Source organism: Micromonospora chaiyaphumensis (assembly GCF_900091435.1).
GTDB classification, from domain to species: Bacteria; Actinomycetota; Actinomycetes; order Mycobacteriales; family Micromonosporaceae; genus Micromonospora; species Micromonospora chaiyaphumensis.
Genome location: NZ_FMCS01000005.1, coordinates 222,015 through 237,968, shown reverse-complemented (window position 1 = coordinate 237,968; position 15,954 = coordinate 222,015). Strand labels below are relative to the sequence as shown.

The following is a 15,954-nucleotide window of genomic DNA, read 5'->3' as shown; positions in this document are numbered from 1 at the left end:
GACAGCGCCCGCCCGGCACGGGGCCGGGCGGGCGCGGACGGTCGGTCGGCTCAGGCGGCCAGGTACTTCTCCAGGTCGTCCAGGATCTTGTTGGCGGCGCCGACGCCGATGCCGGTCATCCAGACCTCGTCGGAGACCACGTGCGCCTTGCCCGCCTTCACCGCGGACAGGCCCTGCCAGAGGCTGCCGGCCGTGACCTTGGCCTGCTCGGCGGCGGCCTTCTCGCCGTACGCGGTCACGAAGACCACGTCGCCGTCGACCTCGTTCACCCGCTCGGCGCTGACCAGGTCGAAGCGCTTGTCCTCCTTGCCCTCCAGCAGCTGCCGCTGCGGGCGGCCCAGCCCGGTGTCGCCGACCACGATGCCCGAGAACGAGTCCGGGCCGTATACCCGGATGTTGCCCGGGATGAAGCGCACGATGGAGATCTTGCGCGACGCGGCGTCGCCGAGCTTCGCGCCGAAGTCCTTGGCCCGCTTCTCGTACGCGGCCAGCTGGTCCTTGGCCTCCTGCTCCTTGCCAAGCGCCTTGCCGTCGAGGAGGAAGTTCTCCTTCCAGGTGATGCCCACCTTCTCGGTGAACACGGTCGGGGCGATGGCCGACAGCTCGTCGTAGAACTTCTCCTGGCGGAACTTGCTGCCGAGGATGAGGTCCGGCTTGAGCGCGTTGATCGCCTCCAGGTCGGGCTCGGTGAGGACCCCGACCTCCTTGATGCCGGCGAGCTTGTCCGCGCCGAAGTAGGTGGGCCAGCTCTTCGCCTCGCCGGCGGTGGCCGCGCCGACCGGGGTGACGCCCAGCGAGAGCGCGGTGTCGATCTTGTCGGTGTCGAGCACCACCACGCGCTTCGGCTCGGCGGGCACCTTGGTGGTGCCCATCGCGTGGGTGATCTCCCGGGTCTCCCCGGCGCTGGTGCCGGAGACGGGATCGCTCTCCCCGCAGGCGGTGAGGCCCACGCCGAGGGCGAGGGCCGCGGTGAGAGCGGCGGCGAGACGACGCATCAAGGGTCCTTTCATGACGGGTACGGGCCGGCGCGCGGTCAGGCGTCGCCGGCGGAGGCGCCGGCCGGGGCCGGCGTGGCGGCCGGAGCGGCCGAGGTGTGGGTGAGGGCGGGCACCACGAGCGGCGCGCCGGTGACCGGGCAGGGCACGACCACGCAGTCCAGCCCGAAGACGTCGCGGACCAGCTCGGCGGTGAGGATCTCGCGGGGCGGCCCGGCGGCGACCACCGCGCCGGCGCGCATGGCGACCAGGTGGTCGGCGTAGCGGGCGGCCTGGTTCAGGTCGTGCAGCACGGCGACCACGGTCCGGCCGCGCTCGGCGCGCAGCCGGTGGAGCAGGTCCAGCACCTCCACCTGGTGGGCCAGGTCGAGGAAGGTGGTCGGCTCGTCCAGCAGCAACGCCTCGGTGTCCTGGGCCAGGGTCATGGCGATCCAGACCCGCTGCCGCTGCCCGCCGGACAGGGTGTCGACCGGCCGGTCGGCGAGCTCGGCCACGTCGGCCATCGCCATGGCGGCCTCCACGGCCCGGCCGTCCTCCGCGGACCACTGCCGCCACCAGCGCTGGTAGGGCTGGCGGCCCCGGCCGACCAGGTCGGCCACGGTGATCCCTTCGGGCACCAGCGGGCTCTGCGGCAGCACGCCGAGCCGCCGGGCCACCTCGCGGGTGGGCAGGTCGCGGATCGCCGTGCCGTCGAGCAGCACCGCGCCGCGGCGCGGGGTGAGCAGCCGGGCCATGGTGCGCAGCAGGGTGGACTTGCCGCAGGCGTTCGGCCCGACGATCACCGTGAACGCGTCGGCGGGCAGGTCGAGGTCCAGCCCGTCCAGCACGGTCCGGGCCTCGTAACCGACGACCAGGTCGCGGGTGGACAGCATCGCGGTCACGACCGCCTCCCTCGGGTCCGCAGCAGCAGGAAGATCAGGTAGGGGCCGCCGATCGCCGCGGTGAGCACGCCGGCCGGAAGCTGGGTGGGGGCGAACAGCCGGCGGCCGGCCAGGTCGGCGAGCACCAGGAGCAGCGCTCCGAGCAGGGCGGCGCAGAGCAGCGGCGGCCGCTCCGCGCGGACCAGCCGCCGGGCCACCTGCGGGGCGACCAGCGCCACGAAGTCCACGGCGCCGACCTGGGCGGTGACGGTGGCGGCGGCCAGCACGCCGGTGGCGGCCAGGCCGACCCGGCGGGCCACCGGGCGCAGCCCGATGCCCCGGGCCGTGTCGTCGTCCAGCGCGGTGCTGCGCAGCGCCCAGCCGGCCCAGAGCAGCACGGGCAGCAGCGCGGCGAGCGGGCCGGCGATCCAGGCCGCCTCGGTCCAGCCCTTGCCGGCCAGGGTGCCGATCAGCCAGAGCTGGGCGCGCAGCCCGTCGATCGGGTCGGCGGAGAGCATCACGACCTCGGTCAGCGCCCGGAGCGCGAACGCCACCGCCACGCCGGCCAGCACGAAACGCTGCGCGGCCAGGCCGTGCCGCGCGCCGAGGGCGAAGACCAGGACGGCCGCCACCAGGCCGCCGAGCAGCGCGGCCGGCGCCACCAGGACCGCCGCCGCGCCGCTGGTCAGCGCCACCGTGGCGGCCAGGCCCGCGCCCTGGGTGACGCCGATGACGTCGGGGCTGGCCAGCGGGTTGCGGGCCACGCTCTGGATCAGGGTGCCGGCCACGCCGAACGCCGCCCCGGCCAGCGCCGCGAGCACCGCGCGGGGCAGCCGCAGGTCGAGCACCACGAGGTCGTACGGGGTGCCGGCGCCGGAGAGCGCGCGCAGTACGTCGACCGGGGCCACGTACGGGGTGCCGAGCGAGAGGCTGAGCACCACGGCACCGGCGAGCAGCACGAACAGCACGACCGCGACCACCACCGGGCGCCGGCGCAGCGGCACGGCCAGCGGGCCGACCCGCAGCAGCGACCGCCCGGGCAGGGCGGGCGACGAGGCGGTCATGCGGTCACCACCTTGGCGCGGCGGACCAGGAAGGCGAGCAGCGGTGCGCCGACCAGCGCGGTGATGATGCCGGCCGGGATCTCGCCGGGCGGGGCGACCAGCCGGCCCACCACGTCGGCACCGAGCACCAGGGCCGGCCCGAGCAGCCCGGCGACCAGCAGGGTCCACCGGTGGTCGGCGCCCACCAGGGCCCGGGCCAGGTGCGGCACGGCCAGCCCCACGAAGGCGATCGGCCCGGCGGCGGCCACCGCGGCGCCGGTGAGCAGCACCCCGCCGAACCCGGCGGCGAGGCGGACCAGGGCGATCCGGTGACCGAGGCCGCGGGCGACGTCGTCGCCGAGGGCGAGCGCGTCGAGCCCGCGGGCGGCCAGCGCGGCGAGGGCCACGCCGGCGAGGACGAACGGGAGCACCTGCCCGGCGACGCCGACGTCCCGGCCGGTGAGGCCGCCCACCACCCAGAACCGGTACTCCTCGAAGGTGCGGGCGTCGATGCTGAGCAGCGCGTACACGACGGCGCCGAGACCGGCGTCGAGCGCCGCGCCGACCAGCGCGAGGGTGACCGGGCTGGCACCCTCGCGGGTGCGGTTGGCGACGGCGAAGACCAGCAGGCCGGCGAGCAGCGCGCCGGCGATGCCGAACCAGACGTACCCGGTGAGCGTGCTCACGCCGAAGACGGCGATGGCCAGCACCACCCCGAAGGACGCGCCGGCGCTGACCCCGAGGATGCGCGGCTCGGCGAGCGGATTGCGGGTGACGGCCTGGAAGAGCACCCCGGCCAGGGCCAGGGCGACCCCCACGACCAGCCCCAGGGCGGTACGCGGCAGCCGCAGCTCGCGGACCACGGTGGTGGCGTCGCCGCCGTCCGGGGCGACCAGTGCGTGCCACACCTGGTCGACGGGGAGGTGGCGGCTGCCGAGCGCCAGGCTGGCCAGCAGCGCGGCGACGAGCAGGAGCGCCGCCGCCAGGGTGACCGCGAGGCGACGGGATACGCCGCGGCGGGTGGGGGCGTCGGCCCGGGCGGGCCGGACGGCGACGGTGGTCACAGGGGGTGCTCGCCTCTCGGATTAGGTACGCCTTACCTTAACCGAGCTGGTTAGGCAGGCCTAACTCGGCTGTGTCGATGTGCGGGTTGCGCCTCCACCGGGGGGAGGCGGCAGGGTGGGCGCCATGGACGGTGCGACCCACTACTCGATCGGCGACCTGGCCCGGCGGACCGGGCTGCCGGTGAAGACGATCCGCTTCTGGTCCGACCGCGGGATCGTGCCGCCGACCGACCGCGGCCCGACCGGGCACCGCCGCTACGGCCCGGCCGCCCTGGCCCGCCTGGAGCTGGTCCGGACCCTGCGTGAGCTGGGCGTCGACCTTCCGACGGTGCGCCGGGTGGTGGAGCGGGAGGTCGGGCTGCCCGAGGTCGCCGCGGCGCACGCCGACGCCCTGGCCGCCCAGATCCGGCTGCTGCGCCTGCGCCGCGCCGTGCTGACGGTGGTGGCCCGGCGCGGCTCCACCGCCGCGCAGGCCGAACTCCTGCACCGGCTGGCCGGGCTCGCCGAGGCGGAGCGGCGGCGGCTGGTCGACGAGTTCCTCGACGCCGCGTTCGCCGGCCGGGCCGAGCCCGGGTTCGCGGGGATCCGCCGGTCGCTCACCCCCGAACTGCCCGACGACCCGACGGACGGGCAGGTCGAGGCCTGGGTGGAACTGGCCGAGCTGACCCTCGACGCGGACTTCCGGGCCGGCCTGCGGCGGCTGGCGGACCAGCACGCGGCCGACCGGGCCGGCGCGCCGGGCGTCCGCCGGGACGCGGTCGCCGTGGTCCGGGAGGAGGTCGCCCCGGCGCTGGCGGCCGGCGTCGACCCGGCCTCACCCCGGGCCGACGGGATCGTCGCGGCGGCGACGAGCCGGTACGCGCTGCTCTGCGGCCGCCCGGACGACGCCGGCCTGCGGCGGCGGCTGCTGGACCGGCTGGAGGCCGCCGGCGACCCGCGCCGGGAGCGCTACCTGCGGCTGCTCTCGGTGGTCAACGGCTGGCCGCCGCCGGAGAGCCTGGCGCCGGTGCTCGACTGGTCGATCCGGGCGCTGCGGGCCCGGCAGCCCCTACCCTGAAGGGCATGCGATTCGACCAGCACACCGTGGTGCTCCTGGTCCGGCCGGACGACGCGCCCGACCTGCCCCAGGACGCGCTCGACCGGCTCCAGGACGCGCACCTGGCCCACCAGGCCGGGCTGGCCGAGCAGGGCGCCGTGCTCGCGGCCGGCCCCTTCCTCGGCGGCGACGACGAGCGGATCCGCGGCCTCGTCGTGCTCTCGGTCGACCCGCAGATGGCCCGCGAGCTCTACGCGAACGATCCCGCCGTCCGCGCCGGGCGGCTGCGGGCGCAGGTGCTGAGCTGGATGGTGCCGGAGGGCAACCTGCGCTTCGAGCAGGTGCCGGTGCCCCGCTCGATGCTGGAGGCCGCCGCGGGCGACTGACCGCCCGTGATCGGCACGGGTGCGCGGGGGCGTCAGTCCTCGGCGGCCTGGCGGCTGCCCGGCACCACCGGCATGGGCCACACGCCGGTGCGCGGCGGCCCGACCGGGACCTCCACCTGGTGGTCCGACCAGACGTACGTCTCGGGCAGCAGGTCGGTGACGGGGACCGCGCGCAACGCGTCGGGCGGGCCGACGATCACCCGGATCGACGGGAAGTAGTCGAGCAGCACCTGCCGGCACCGGCCGCAGGGCGGGATGACACCCCGCCCCCGGTCCCCCACCGCGACGATGGTCTCCAGGTCCCCGGCGCCCTGGGTGGCGGCCGCGCCGATGGCCACCACCTCGGCGCACGGGCCGCCGGTGAAGTGGTAGACGTTCACGCCGCTGAAGACCCGGCCGTCGGTGGTGCGCGCGGCGGCGGCCACGGTGTGGTTGTCGCTGCGGCAGCGCAGCTTGGCCACGGCCATCGCGGCCTGCACCAGCGCCCGGTCGGTGTCGCGCATGATCATCCCGTCCCCGTCGTCGACCTCGCCTCGGCGGAAACTCTAGCCGGGCCACCCGTCCCCACCTGGGAGGGCGCGCGGGGGCCGTGGTCGCCGGTAACCCGGGGGCGCTCCGCCGTGCGCCTGCCTATCCTTGGCGACGACATGCAGAATCCAGCCGTACCCGCCGCACCCGAGACCGTCCGCGACCTGCACCGCCGCCTCCCCGCCCTGATGTTCCGCGACCAGCGCCGGCTCCAGCGGCGGCTGGACGGGGTGCGCAGGCTGCGCGACCCGCAGCGGCGGGAGTCGGCGCTCACCGAGATCGCGGCCGACGTGGCCCGGGCCGAGGCGCGGCTGGCCGCCCGGCGGGCCGCTGTGCCGGCGATCACCTATCCGGCGCAGCTGCCGGTCAGCGAGCGCAAGGACGACATCGCCGCGGCCATCCGCGACCACCAGGTGGTGATCGTGGCGGGTGAGACGGGCTCCGGCAAGACCACCCAGCTACCCAAGATCTGCCTGGAGCTGGGCCGCGGTGTCACCGGTCTGATCGGCCACACCCAGCCGCGCCGGCTCGCCGCCCGGACGGTGGCGGACCGGATCGCCGAGGAACTGGGCACCGAGCTGGGCGACGTGGTCGGCTACAAGGTGCGCTTCACCGACCAGGTCGGGGAGAACAGCCTGGTCAAGCTGATGACCGACGGCATCCTGCTGGCCGAGCTGCAGACCGACCGGATGCTGCGCCAGTACGACACGTTGATCATCGACGAGGCGCACGAACGCAGCCTCAACATCGACTTCATCCTCGGCTACCTCCGGCAGCTCCTCCCCCGCCGCCCCGACCTCAAGGTGGTCATCACCTCGGCGACCATCGAGACCGACCGGTTCGCGAAGCACTTCGCCGACGCCGAGGGCAACCCCGCGCCGGTGGTCGAGGTGTCCGGCCGGACCTATCCGGTGGAGGTGCGCTACCGGCCGCTGGTCGAGGTCGTCGAGGCCGAGGAGGAGGAGGACGGGGACGAGGAGTACGTCCGGGACCAGATCCAGGCCATCGGGGACGCGGTCGAGGAACTGGCCGCCGAGGGGCCCGGCGACATCCTGGTCTTCCTCAGCGGCGAGCGGGAGATCCGGGACACCGCCGACGCCCTCGGCAAGCTGGTGCAGAAGAGGCGCTCGCTGCTCGGCACCGAGATCCTCCCGCTCTACGCCCGGCTCTCCACGGCCGAGCAGCACCGGGTCTTCGCCCCGCACGCCGGGCGCCGGGTGGTGCTCGCCACCAACGTCGCGGAGACCTCGCTGACCGTGCCCGGCATCAAGTACGTGGTGGACCCGGGCACGGCCCGGATCTCCCGCTACTCCAGCCGGCTCAAGGTGCAGCGGCTGCCGATCGAGCCGGTCTCCCAGGCCTCGGCCAACCAGCGCAAGGGGCGCTGCGGGCGCACCTCGGACGGCATCTGCATCCGCCTCTACGACGAGCAGGACTTCGCGAACCGGCCCGAGTTCACCGACCCGGAGATCCTGCGCACCAACCTGGCCTCCGTCATCCTCCAGATGACCTCGATCGGGCTGGGCGACATCGCCGCGTTCCCGTTCATCGACCCGCCGGACCGGCGCAACGTCACCGACGGCGTGAACCTGCTGCACGAGCTGGGGGCGCTGAACCCGGCCGAGACCGACCCGGAGAAGCGGCTCACCGCGCTCGGCCGCCGGCTGGCCCAGCTCCCGGTCGACCCCCGGCTGGCCCGGATGGTCCTGGAGGGCGAGCGCAACGGCTGCGCCACCGAGGTGGTCGTGATCGCGGCCGCGCTGTCCATCCAGGACCCGCGCGAGCGGCCGGTGGACAAGCAGGCCCAGGCCGACCAGGCGCACGCCCGGTTCGCCGACAAGGAGTCGGACTTCGTCGCGTACCTGAACCTGTGGCGCTACCTGCGCGAGCAGCAGCGGACCCTGTCCTCCAGCGCCTTCCGCCGGATGTGCAAGGCGGAGTACCTGAACTACCTGCGGGTGCGCGAGTGGCAGGACATCGTCAGCCAGCTGCGCCAGGTGCTGCGTACGGCCGACAAGGGTGAGGGCCGGCGCGGGGCCGGCGCGGACCTGCCCGAGGAGATCGACACCCCGAAGGTGCACCAGTCCCTGCTGCCCGGCCTGCTCTCCCACCTCGGGCTCAAGGACGCGCAGAAGCACGAGTACCTGGGGGCGCGCGGGGCGAAGTTCGCAATCTTCCCGGGCTCGGCGCTGTTCCGGAAGCCGCCACGCTGGGTGATGGCCGCCGAGCTGGTGGAGACCTCCCGGCTCTGGGGCCGGGTGGCCGGCCGGGTCGAACCCGAGTGGGTCGAGCCGCTCGCCCAGCACCTCGTGAAGCGCAGCTACAGCGAGCCGCACTGGGAGAAGAAGCAGGCCGCCGTGATGGCCTACGAGAAGGTCACGCTCTACGGCATCCCGATCGTGACCTCCCGCAAGGTCAATTTCGGCCGGATCGACCCGGTGCTGAGCCGGGAGCTGTTCATCCGGCACGCCCTGGTCGAGGGCGACTGGCAGACCCACCACCGGTTCTGGGCGGACAACCAGCGGCTGCTGGCCGAGGTGGAGGAGCTGGAGAACCGGGCCCGGCGGCGGGACATCCTGGTCGACGACGAGACGATCTTCCAGTTCTACGACCAGCGGATCCCCGCCGACGTGGTCTCCGGCCGGCACTTCGACACCTGGTGGAAGAAGACCCGCCGGGAGCAGCCGGACCTGCTCACCTTCACCCGCGAGCTGCTGGTCAACGCCGGCCGCGGCGGGGTGGACGAGACCGACTACCCGGACGAGTGGCGGGCCGACGGGGTCGCCCTGCCGCTGACCTACACGTTCGACCCGGGCACTCCCACCGACGGCGTCACCGTGGACATCCCACTGCCCCTGCTCAACCAGGTGCCGGCGGAGAGCTTCGACTGGCAGGTGCCGGGCCTGCGCGAGGAACTGGTGATCGCGCTGATCCGGTCGCTGCCCAAGGCGATCCGGCGCAACTTCGTCCCGGTGCCCGACTACGCCCGGGCGGCGCTCGCGCAGCTGCCGGCCGGCGAGGAGCCGCTGCTCGACGCGCTCACCCGGCAGCTGCGCCGGATGACCGGGGTGACCGTCCCGCCGGACGCCTGGGACGTGGGCAAGCTGCCGCCGCACCTGCGGGTCACCTTCCGGGTGCTCGGCGAGGACGACAAGCCGGTCGCCGAGGGCAAGGACCTGCCGGCCCTGCAACGCGAGCTGCGCCAGGAGGTACGGCAGGTGGTCGCCGCCGCCGCGCCGGACGTGGCCCGCACCGGGCTGACCGGGTGGGACATCGGCACCCTGCCGCGCACCATCGAGCAGGTCCGCGCCGGGTACGCGGTGACCGCGTACCCGGCCCTGGTCGACGAGGGCACGACCGTCGGGGTGAAGGTGTTCGACTCCCCCGCCGAGCAGGAGGCCGCGCACTGGGCCGGCACCCGGCGTCTGCTCCGCCTGACCGTGCCCTCCCCGGCCAAGTTCCTCCAGGGGCGGCTCAGCAACGAGGCCAAGCTGGCGCTGTCCCGCAACCCGCACGGCGGGGTGCCGGCGCTCATCGAGGACGCGGCCGGCGCGGCCATCGACAAGCTCATGGCGGACGCGGGCGGCCCGGCCTGGGACGCCGACGGCTTCACCGCCCTGCGGGAGCGGGTGCGCGCGGACCTGGTCGACACCGTCGTCGAGGTGATGGGCCGGGTGCGGCAGGTGCTCGCCGCCGCGTACGCCGTCGAGCAGCGGCTCGGCGCCACGCGGAACCTGGCCGTGGTGGCCGCCCTGGCCGACATCCGCAACCAGCTCGGCGGCCTCGTGCACAAGGGCTTCATCACCGAGGCCGGGTACGCCCGCCTGCCCGACCTGCTGCGCTACCTGACCGCCATCGAGCGGCGGCTGGACCGGCTGCCCGGCAACCCGCAGCGGGACAAGCAGCAGCAGGACCGGATCGCCGTGGTGCAGAAGGAGTACCAGGACATGCTGGCCGCGCTCCCGCCCGCGAAGCGGCAGTCCGGGGCGGTCCGGCAGATCCGCTGGATGATCGAGGAACTGCGGGTGAACGTGTTCGCCCAGGCGCTCGGCACCCCGTACCCGGTGTCGGAGCAGCGGATCTACCGGGCCATGGACGACGCCGAGGGCCGCTGACCGTCGGCCGTCCCCGCCGGCGCGACCGTCGGGGCGGGCCGGGCGCCGCGCAGCACCCGCAGCGCGACGCCGGGGGCGAGCAGCCGCGCGGGCGGGTCGATGAGGTTGAGCACGCGCAGGAAGGCGGCCCCGAGCGCGGGATCGGCGGTGGCGGCGGCGTGCAGCCGGTTGACGTACGCGTTGACGAACCGCACGGCCGGGGTGCGCCGGCCGGTCACCCCGGGGAACCGCAGATCGGTGCCCACGGAGATCGACCAGGGCCCGTCGATGACGCGGGCCGCCCGGCGGAAGAACCGGCGGGCCAGCCGGTCGTCGCCGCGGCGCAGCAGCGTCCCCAGCAGGTGCGCCTCCAGCGCGGCCACGGTCATGCCCTGGCCGTACACCGGGTTGAAGCTGCACAGGGCGTCACCCATCACCAGGTAGCCGGCGGGAAACCGGCGCAGCCGCTCGTACCGGCGGCGCACGCTCGCCGGGAACCGCATCCGGGCCGGCTCGCCGGCCGGCGTGGCCGTGCGCAGCAGCTCGGCGATCTGCGGGGCGGGGAGCGCGGCGGCGAAGGCCGCCATGCCCCGGTCGTCGGTCGGCGGCTGCTCGCCGAGCATGCCGCTGAGCGCCACCGCGAACCGGTCCCCCTCCTGCGGTGCGACGATGCCGCCGCGGGGCTGGCCGGGCATCGCGTTGGCGAGCGCGCCGAGCAGCCCGTCGAGCTGGCCCGGCTCGCGCCGGTAGCTGCGGGTCACGTAGGTCACCCCCACGTCGACGCGCTCCTCGGCGGCGGGCCGGTAGCCCAGCTCGGTGAGCCACAGCGGACTGCGGCTGCCCCGCCCGCCGGTGTCCACCACGAGGTCCGCGGCGAGCGTCCCGACCGCCCCGTCGCCGAGCCGGGTGCGGACCCCGGTGACGCGCCGGTGGTCGTCGGTGGCGGTCAGGCCGGTCACCTCGACCTCGGTGACGATCCGCACCCCGGCCAACGCGGCGACCCGCTCGCGGACGGCGTCCTCGAGCAGCGGCCGGCTCATGCCGAACGCGTGCAGCGTCGACGGCGCCCGGCGCATCCGGTGCCCGTCGTTGTACCAGTGCACCTCGCCGTGCAGGTCGACCGCCGGCGCGCCCCGGCGGGACAGCTCCGCGCCGAGGCCGGGAAACAGCTCCTCCAGGACCTGTCGCCCGCGGGCCAGGAGCACGTGCAACTGGCGGCCCTGGGGTACGCCGCGGCGGGCGGCGTACCCCACGGGTACGCCGCCGCGGGCGGCCGGCCCGGCCGGGAGGCGGTCGCGGTCCAGCAGGACCACCTCGGCGCAGGTTTCGCTCAGCGCCCGGGCGGCCAGCAGGCCACCGATGCTCGCCCCGATCACGACGGCCCGTCCGGCAGCTGCCATGTGGCTCAGCGTAGGGAGGCGGCCGCGGTCGACGCCTCTTCGAGCGTGCGCAGTCCGGGCGTCTACAGCGGTTCGACGCCGGCGGGGAGCTGGTCGGCGGCGGTGGCGTCGTGGACGTACTCCAGCAGGATGCGGCGCAGCTCGCGGCCCGCGTGGGTGGGCACCACGTCGCGGCGGCGGGCCACCGCGATGGTCCGGCGGACGCCGGGCGGGACGAGCCGGGTGACCCGGATGCCCGGCCGGCGGGTGACCGCGATGCCGGGCACCAGGGCCGCGCCGAGCCCGGCCTCGACGAAGCTGAGCACGGCGTCCAGCTCCCCGCCGTCCACCGAGAGGGTCGGCTCGAAGCCGGCCTCGCGGCACGCCTGGAGGGTGGCGTCGCGCAGGTCGTAGCCCTGGCGGAACATCACGAGGGGCTGGTCGCGCAGGTCGACGATGCGCACCTCGCCCCGCTCGGAGGCGGCCGGGAGCGGGTCGACCGAGGCGACCACCAGGCTCTCGCGCAGGATCGGGTCGGCGCGCAGCCCGGGGTCGGTGCCGGCCGAGGGCATGATGATCAGCGCCAGGTCGAGGTCGCCGCGGAGCAGGTCACGCACCAGGTCCTGGGACCCGCCCTCCTCCACCCGCAGGTCGACGGTGGGGTGGGCGTCGCGGAAGCGGCGCAGCACCGGGGGCGCCAGCGAGGTGGCCAGGCTGGGCGTGGCGCCGAGCCGCACCCGGCCCCGGCGCAGCCCGACCAGCTCCTGCACCTCGCGGGTCGCGGTGTCCACGTCGGCGAGGATCCGCTTGGCCAACGGCAGCAGCACCTCGCCGGCCGCGGTGAGGGCGATGTTGCCCCTTACCCGCTCGAAGAGCGGGGCCCCCAGGTCGGTCTCCAGCGCGTGAATTTGCTTACTCAACGAGGGCTGCGTGATGCCCACGAGGTCGGCAGCTTGGGTGAAATGTCGTACTTCTGCGACCGCGACGAAGTACCGGAGCTGATGGAGCTGCATCTCTATAGCTTATGGCTATCAAGACTGCGAGGTCGATGCATTGGACGACTGATCAAACTGCTCCTAGCGTCGGTCGCGTGGTAATCACGAAAACTCGGTCGCCCATCCGCTCCAATGTCGGCCTGAAGGCCGTCATGGCGGTGACGGGCATCATCCTGGTGCTGTTCCTGATCTTGCACATGCTCGGCAACCTGAAGATCTTCACGGGTGAGACCTCGTTCGACCACTACGCGCACTGGCTCCGCGAGATCGGGACGCCGCTGCTGCCGTCGACCTGGTACCTGTGGATCCAGCGCACCGTGCTCACCGTGGCCGTCGTGGCGCACATCGTCTCGGCCACCGTGCTCGCCGTGCGCGCCCGCGCCGCCCGCCCGGTGGCGTACGCGCACCGCAGGAAGATCCACGTGAACTACGCGGCCCGGACGATGCGCTGGGGTGGTGTGATCATCCTGCTCTTCGTGATCTACCACATCCTGGACCTGACCACGGGTCACCTGAACCCGCAGGGCGACCCGGCCAACCCGTACGGCAACGTGGTCCAGGACTTCGCGGCGGACCGCTGGTACGTCACGCTCTTCTACACCCTGGCGATCGTCACGCTCGGCTTCCACCTGCGGCACGGCGCGTTCAGCGCGTTCCGCAGCCTCGGCCAGCAGACCCCCAAGGGCGAGCGCCGGGCGCGCGCCGCGGCCCTCGTTTTCGCCGTCGCGCTCTGCGTCGGCTACCTGGTGGTCCCGTTCGCCGTACTCACCGGATTGGTGGCCTGACATGGATCTCTTCACCACCGGCGACCCGATCGCCGACACCAAGGCTCCCGACGGCCCCATCGAGACCCGCTGGGACCGCCACCGGTTCGAGATGAAGCTGGTCAACCCGGCGAACCGGCGGAAGCTGACCGTGATCGTGGTCGGCACCGGCCTGGCCGGCGGCTCCGCCGCGGCGACCCTGGCCGAGCAGGGCTACCACGTGAAGTCCTACTGCTACCAGGACAGCCCGCGCCGGGCGCACTCGATCGCCGCGCAGGGCGGCATCAACGCCGCCAAGAACTACCGCAACGACGGCGACTCGGTGCACCGGCTCTTCTACGACACCGTCAAGGGCGGCGACTTCCGCTCCCGGGAGTCGAACGTGCACCGGCTGGCCGAGGTCTCGGTCAACATCATCGACCAGTGCGTCGCGCAGGGCGTCCCGTTCGCCCGCGAGTACGGCGGCCTGCTGGACACCCGCTCCTTCGGTGGCGCGCAGGTGCAGCGCACCTTCTACGCCCGGGGCCAGACGGGACAGCAGCTGCTGCTCGGCGCGTACCAGGCGCTGGAGCGGCAGATCGGCCTGGGCAACGTGGAGATGAACGCCCGGCACGAGATGCTCGAACTGGTGATCGTCGACGGCCGGGCCCGCGGCATCGTGGTCCGCGACCTGGTCACCGGCGAGATCAGCACCGAGATGGCCGACGCCGTCGTGCTCGCCTCGGGCGGCTACGGCAACGTCTTCTACCTCTCCACCAACGCCAAGGGCTGCAACGTGACCGCCTCCTGGCGGGCGCACCGCAAGGGCGCGTACTTCGCGAACCCCTGCTACACGCAGATCCACCCGACCTGCATCCCGGTCTCCGGCGACCACCAGTCGAAGCTGACCCTGATGAGCGAGTCGCTGCGCAACGACGGCCGGGTGTGGGTGCCCAAGGCCAAGGGCGACGCCCGCAGCCCGAAGGACATCCCCGAGGACGAGCGGGACTACTACCTGGAGCGGATCTACCCCTCCTTCGGCAACCTGGTCCCCCGCGACATCGCCTCCCGCGCCGCGAAGAACGTCTGCGACGAGGGCCGCGGCGTCGGCCCCGGCGGGCTCGGCGTCTACCTCGACTTCGCCGACGCGATCAACCGGCTGGGCCGCAAGGCCATCGAGGCGAAGTACGGCAACCTCTTCGAGATGTACGAGCGGATCACCGGCGAGGACCCGTACGAGGTCCCGATGCGGATCTACCCCGCCGTGCACTACACGATGGGCGGCCTCTGGGTCGACTACGACCTCCAGTCGACCATCCCGGGCCTGTTCGTGATCGGCGAGGCGAACTTCTCCGACCACGGCGCGAACCGGCTCGGCGCCTCGGCGCTCATGCAGGGCCTGGCCGACGGCTACTTCGTGCTGCCGAACACCATCGCCAACTACCTGGCGTCCGGCGGGCTGGAGAAGGTCGACGCCAGCCACCCGGAGGCGGTCGCCGCGCGGACCGAGGTCGAGGAGCGGCTCCAGCGGCTGCTGGCGATCAACGGCGACCGCACCGTGGACTCGTTCCACCGGGAGCTGGGCCAGATCATGTGGGAGCACTGCGGCATGGAGCGCTCCGAGGCCGGGCTGCGCAAGGCGATCGACGAGATCCGCACGCTGCGCGACGAGTTCTGGCAGCGGGTCCGCGTCCCGGGCGACGGCGAGGGGCTCAACCAGTCGCTGGAGAAGGCCGGCCGGGTGGCCGACTTCTTCGAGCTGGCCGAGCTCATGTGCATCGACGCCCTGCACCGCGAGGAGTCCTGCGGCGGCCACTTCCGGGCCGAGCACCAGACCCCCGACGGTGAGGCGCAGCGCGACGACGACCGGTTCTCCTACGTGGCGGCCTGGGAGTACACCGGCACCGGCCAGCCCGTGCTGCACAAGGAAGACCTGACCTTCGAATACGTCCACCCCACGCAGCGGAGCTACAAGTGAACCTGACCCTGCGCATCTGGCGCCAGAAGGGCCCCGAGGACAAGGGTCAGATGGTGACCTACCCGGTGCAGGACGTGTCCCCGGACATGTCCTTCCTGGAGATGCTCGACGTGCTCAACGAGCGGCTGATCCTCGACGGCGAGGAGCCGGTCGCCTTCGACCACGACTGCCGCGAGGGCATCTGCGGCATGTGCAGCCTCATGATCAACGGTGAGGCGCACGGCCCGCAGCGCGGCACCACCGCCTGCCAGCTGCACATGCGGCAGTTCTCCGACGGGGACACCATCGACATCGAGCCGTGGCGCGCCCGGGCCTTCCCGGTCGTCAAGGACCTCGTGGTCAACCGCAACGCGTTCGACCAGATCATCGCCGCCGGCGGGTACGTCACCGCGCCGACCGGCAGCGCCCCCGAGGCCCACTCCACGCCGGTGGCCAAGGCCAACGCCGACGCCGCCTTCGAGTCGGCCGCCTGCATCGGCTGCGGCGCCTGCGTGGCGGCCTGCCCGAACGGCTCCGGCATGCTGTTCACCGCCGCCAAGATCACTCAGCTCTCGCTGCTCCCGCAGGGCCAGCCCGAGCGCTACACCCGGGTGATCGGCATGGTGGACGCGCACGACGAGGCCGGCTTCGGCGGCTGCACCAACATCGGCGAGTGCGCGGCGGCCTGCCCGAAGGGCATCCCGCTGAACACCATCGGCCGGCTCAACCGGGACTACCTCAAGGCGACGGCCAAGCGCGCCGGCACCCCGGGGTCCTGAGCCCCGCCGCCCGACCCACGCGACCGCCGCGCCCCGCACCGGGGGCGCGGCGGTCGCCCCTTTCCGGGGTACGCGCGGGCGCCACGCCGCCGGTT

At 73.9% G+C, this 15,954-nt stretch carries 13 protein-coding genes; 6 read left to right on the top strand and 7 right to left on the bottom strand.

Annotation, left to right across the window (positions count from 1 at the left end; genetic code table 11):
• Positions 1-50: 50 nt before the first annotated feature.
• The 4 genes from GA0070214_RS15635 to GA0070214_RS15620 are packed head-to-tail and all read right to left on the bottom strand — an operon-like array spanning position 51 to position 3,962.
• Positions 51-995: an ABC transporter substrate-binding protein gene (locus tag GA0070214_RS15635; RefSeq protein ID WP_091263436.1), complete on the bottom strand. Its 945-nt coding sequence runs from the start codon at positions 993-995 to the stop codon at positions 51-53.
• 38 nt (positions 996-1,033) lie between these two features.
• Positions 1,034-1,876 (bottom strand): ABC transporter ATP-binding protein, encoded by an 843-nt coding sequence (locus tag GA0070214_RS15630; protein WP_377463223.1) that lies wholly within the window; start codon positions 1,874-1,876, stop codon positions 1,034-1,036.
• On the bottom strand, positions 1,873-2,919 hold the full coding sequence (locus tag GA0070214_RS15625; protein ID WP_244167728.1) for a FecCD family ABC transporter permease: 1,047 nt from the start codon (positions 2,917-2,919) through the stop codon (positions 1,873-1,875). The genes GA0070214_RS15630 and GA0070214_RS15625 overlap by 4 nt, the downstream gene beginning before the upstream one ends.
• Positions 2,916-3,962, bottom strand: a complete 1,047-nt coding sequence (locus GA0070214_RS15620) for a FecCD family ABC transporter permease (RefSeq protein ID WP_091263434.1) — start codon at positions 3,960-3,962, stop codon at positions 2,916-2,918. Before GA0070214_RS15620 ends, GA0070214_RS15625 begins: the two co-directional genes overlap by 4 nt.
• A gap of 124 nt (positions 3,963-4,086) precedes the next feature.
• Between GA0070214_RS15620 and GA0070214_RS15615 the strand changes: the two genes are divergently transcribed.
• Both GA0070214_RS15615 and GA0070214_RS15610 read left to right on the top strand, forming a co-directional pair.
• Positions 4,087-5,019 (top strand): MerR family transcriptional regulator, encoded by a 933-nt coding sequence (locus GA0070214_RS15615; RefSeq protein WP_091263978.1) that lies wholly within the window; start codon positions 4,087-4,089, stop codon positions 5,017-5,019.
• 5 nt (positions 5,020-5,024) lie between these two features.
• Positions 5,025-5,384 carry a YciI family protein gene (locus GA0070214_RS15610; protein WP_091263432.1) on the top strand — a complete coding sequence of 120 codons (360 nt, stop codon included), beginning with the start codon at positions 5,025-5,027 and terminating at the stop codon, positions 5,382-5,384.
• 32 nt (positions 5,385-5,416) lie between these two features.
• Here GA0070214_RS15610 and GA0070214_RS15605 read toward each other — a convergent pair whose 3' ends face one another.
• Complete coding sequence (locus tag GA0070214_RS15605) at positions 5,417-5,887, bottom strand: cytidine deaminase family protein (protein ID WP_244167727.1); 471 nt, start codon at positions 5,885-5,887, stop codon at positions 5,417-5,419.
• A 144-nt stretch (positions 5,888-6,031) separates the two neighbouring features.
• On the opposite strand from GA0070214_RS15605, the gene hrpA reads away from it, so the two are divergent.
• On the top strand, positions 6,032-10,027 hold the full coding sequence (gene hrpA, locus GA0070214_RS15600) for an ATP-dependent RNA helicase HrpA (RefSeq protein WP_091263428.1): 3,996 nt from the start codon (positions 6,032-6,034) through the stop codon (positions 10,025-10,027).
• Here the strand turns inward: hrpA and GA0070214_RS15595 are convergent.
• Positions 9,994-11,406 (bottom strand): FAD-dependent oxidoreductase, encoded by a 1,413-nt coding sequence (locus GA0070214_RS15595; protein ID WP_091263426.1) that lies wholly within the window; start codon positions 11,404-11,406, stop codon positions 9,994-9,996. The genes hrpA and GA0070214_RS15595 overlap by 34 nt on opposite strands.
• 62 nt (positions 11,407-11,468) lie before the next feature.
• Positions 11,469-12,404, bottom strand: coding sequence for a LysR family transcriptional regulator (locus GA0070214_RS15590; RefSeq protein WP_208602803.1), 936 nt, complete (start codon positions 12,402-12,404; stop codon positions 11,469-11,471).
• Between the two features lie 29 nt (positions 12,405-12,433).
• Here GA0070214_RS15590 and GA0070214_RS15585 point away from each other — a divergent pair, with 29 nt between their 5' ends.
• From GA0070214_RS15585 to GA0070214_RS15575, 3 genes are read left to right on the top strand one after another with little or no spacing between them, the layout of a single operon-like run.
• Entirely contained in the window at positions 12,434-13,165 is a 732-nt protein-coding gene (locus tag GA0070214_RS15585; protein WP_208602792.1) for a succinate dehydrogenase cytochrome b subunit, read from the top strand.
• 1 nt (position 13,166) lies between these two features.
• On the top strand, positions 13,167-15,101 hold the full coding sequence (locus GA0070214_RS15580) for a fumarate reductase/succinate dehydrogenase flavoprotein subunit (RefSeq protein WP_091263422.1): 1,935 nt from the start codon (positions 13,167-13,169) through the stop codon (positions 15,099-15,101).
• Complete coding sequence (locus GA0070214_RS15575; RefSeq protein WP_091263420.1) at positions 15,098-15,859, top strand: succinate dehydrogenase/fumarate reductase iron-sulfur subunit; 762 nt, start codon at positions 15,098-15,100, stop codon at positions 15,857-15,859. The genes GA0070214_RS15580 and GA0070214_RS15575 overlap by 4 nt, the downstream gene beginning before the upstream one ends.
• Positions 15,860-15,954 lie beyond the last annotated feature (95 nt).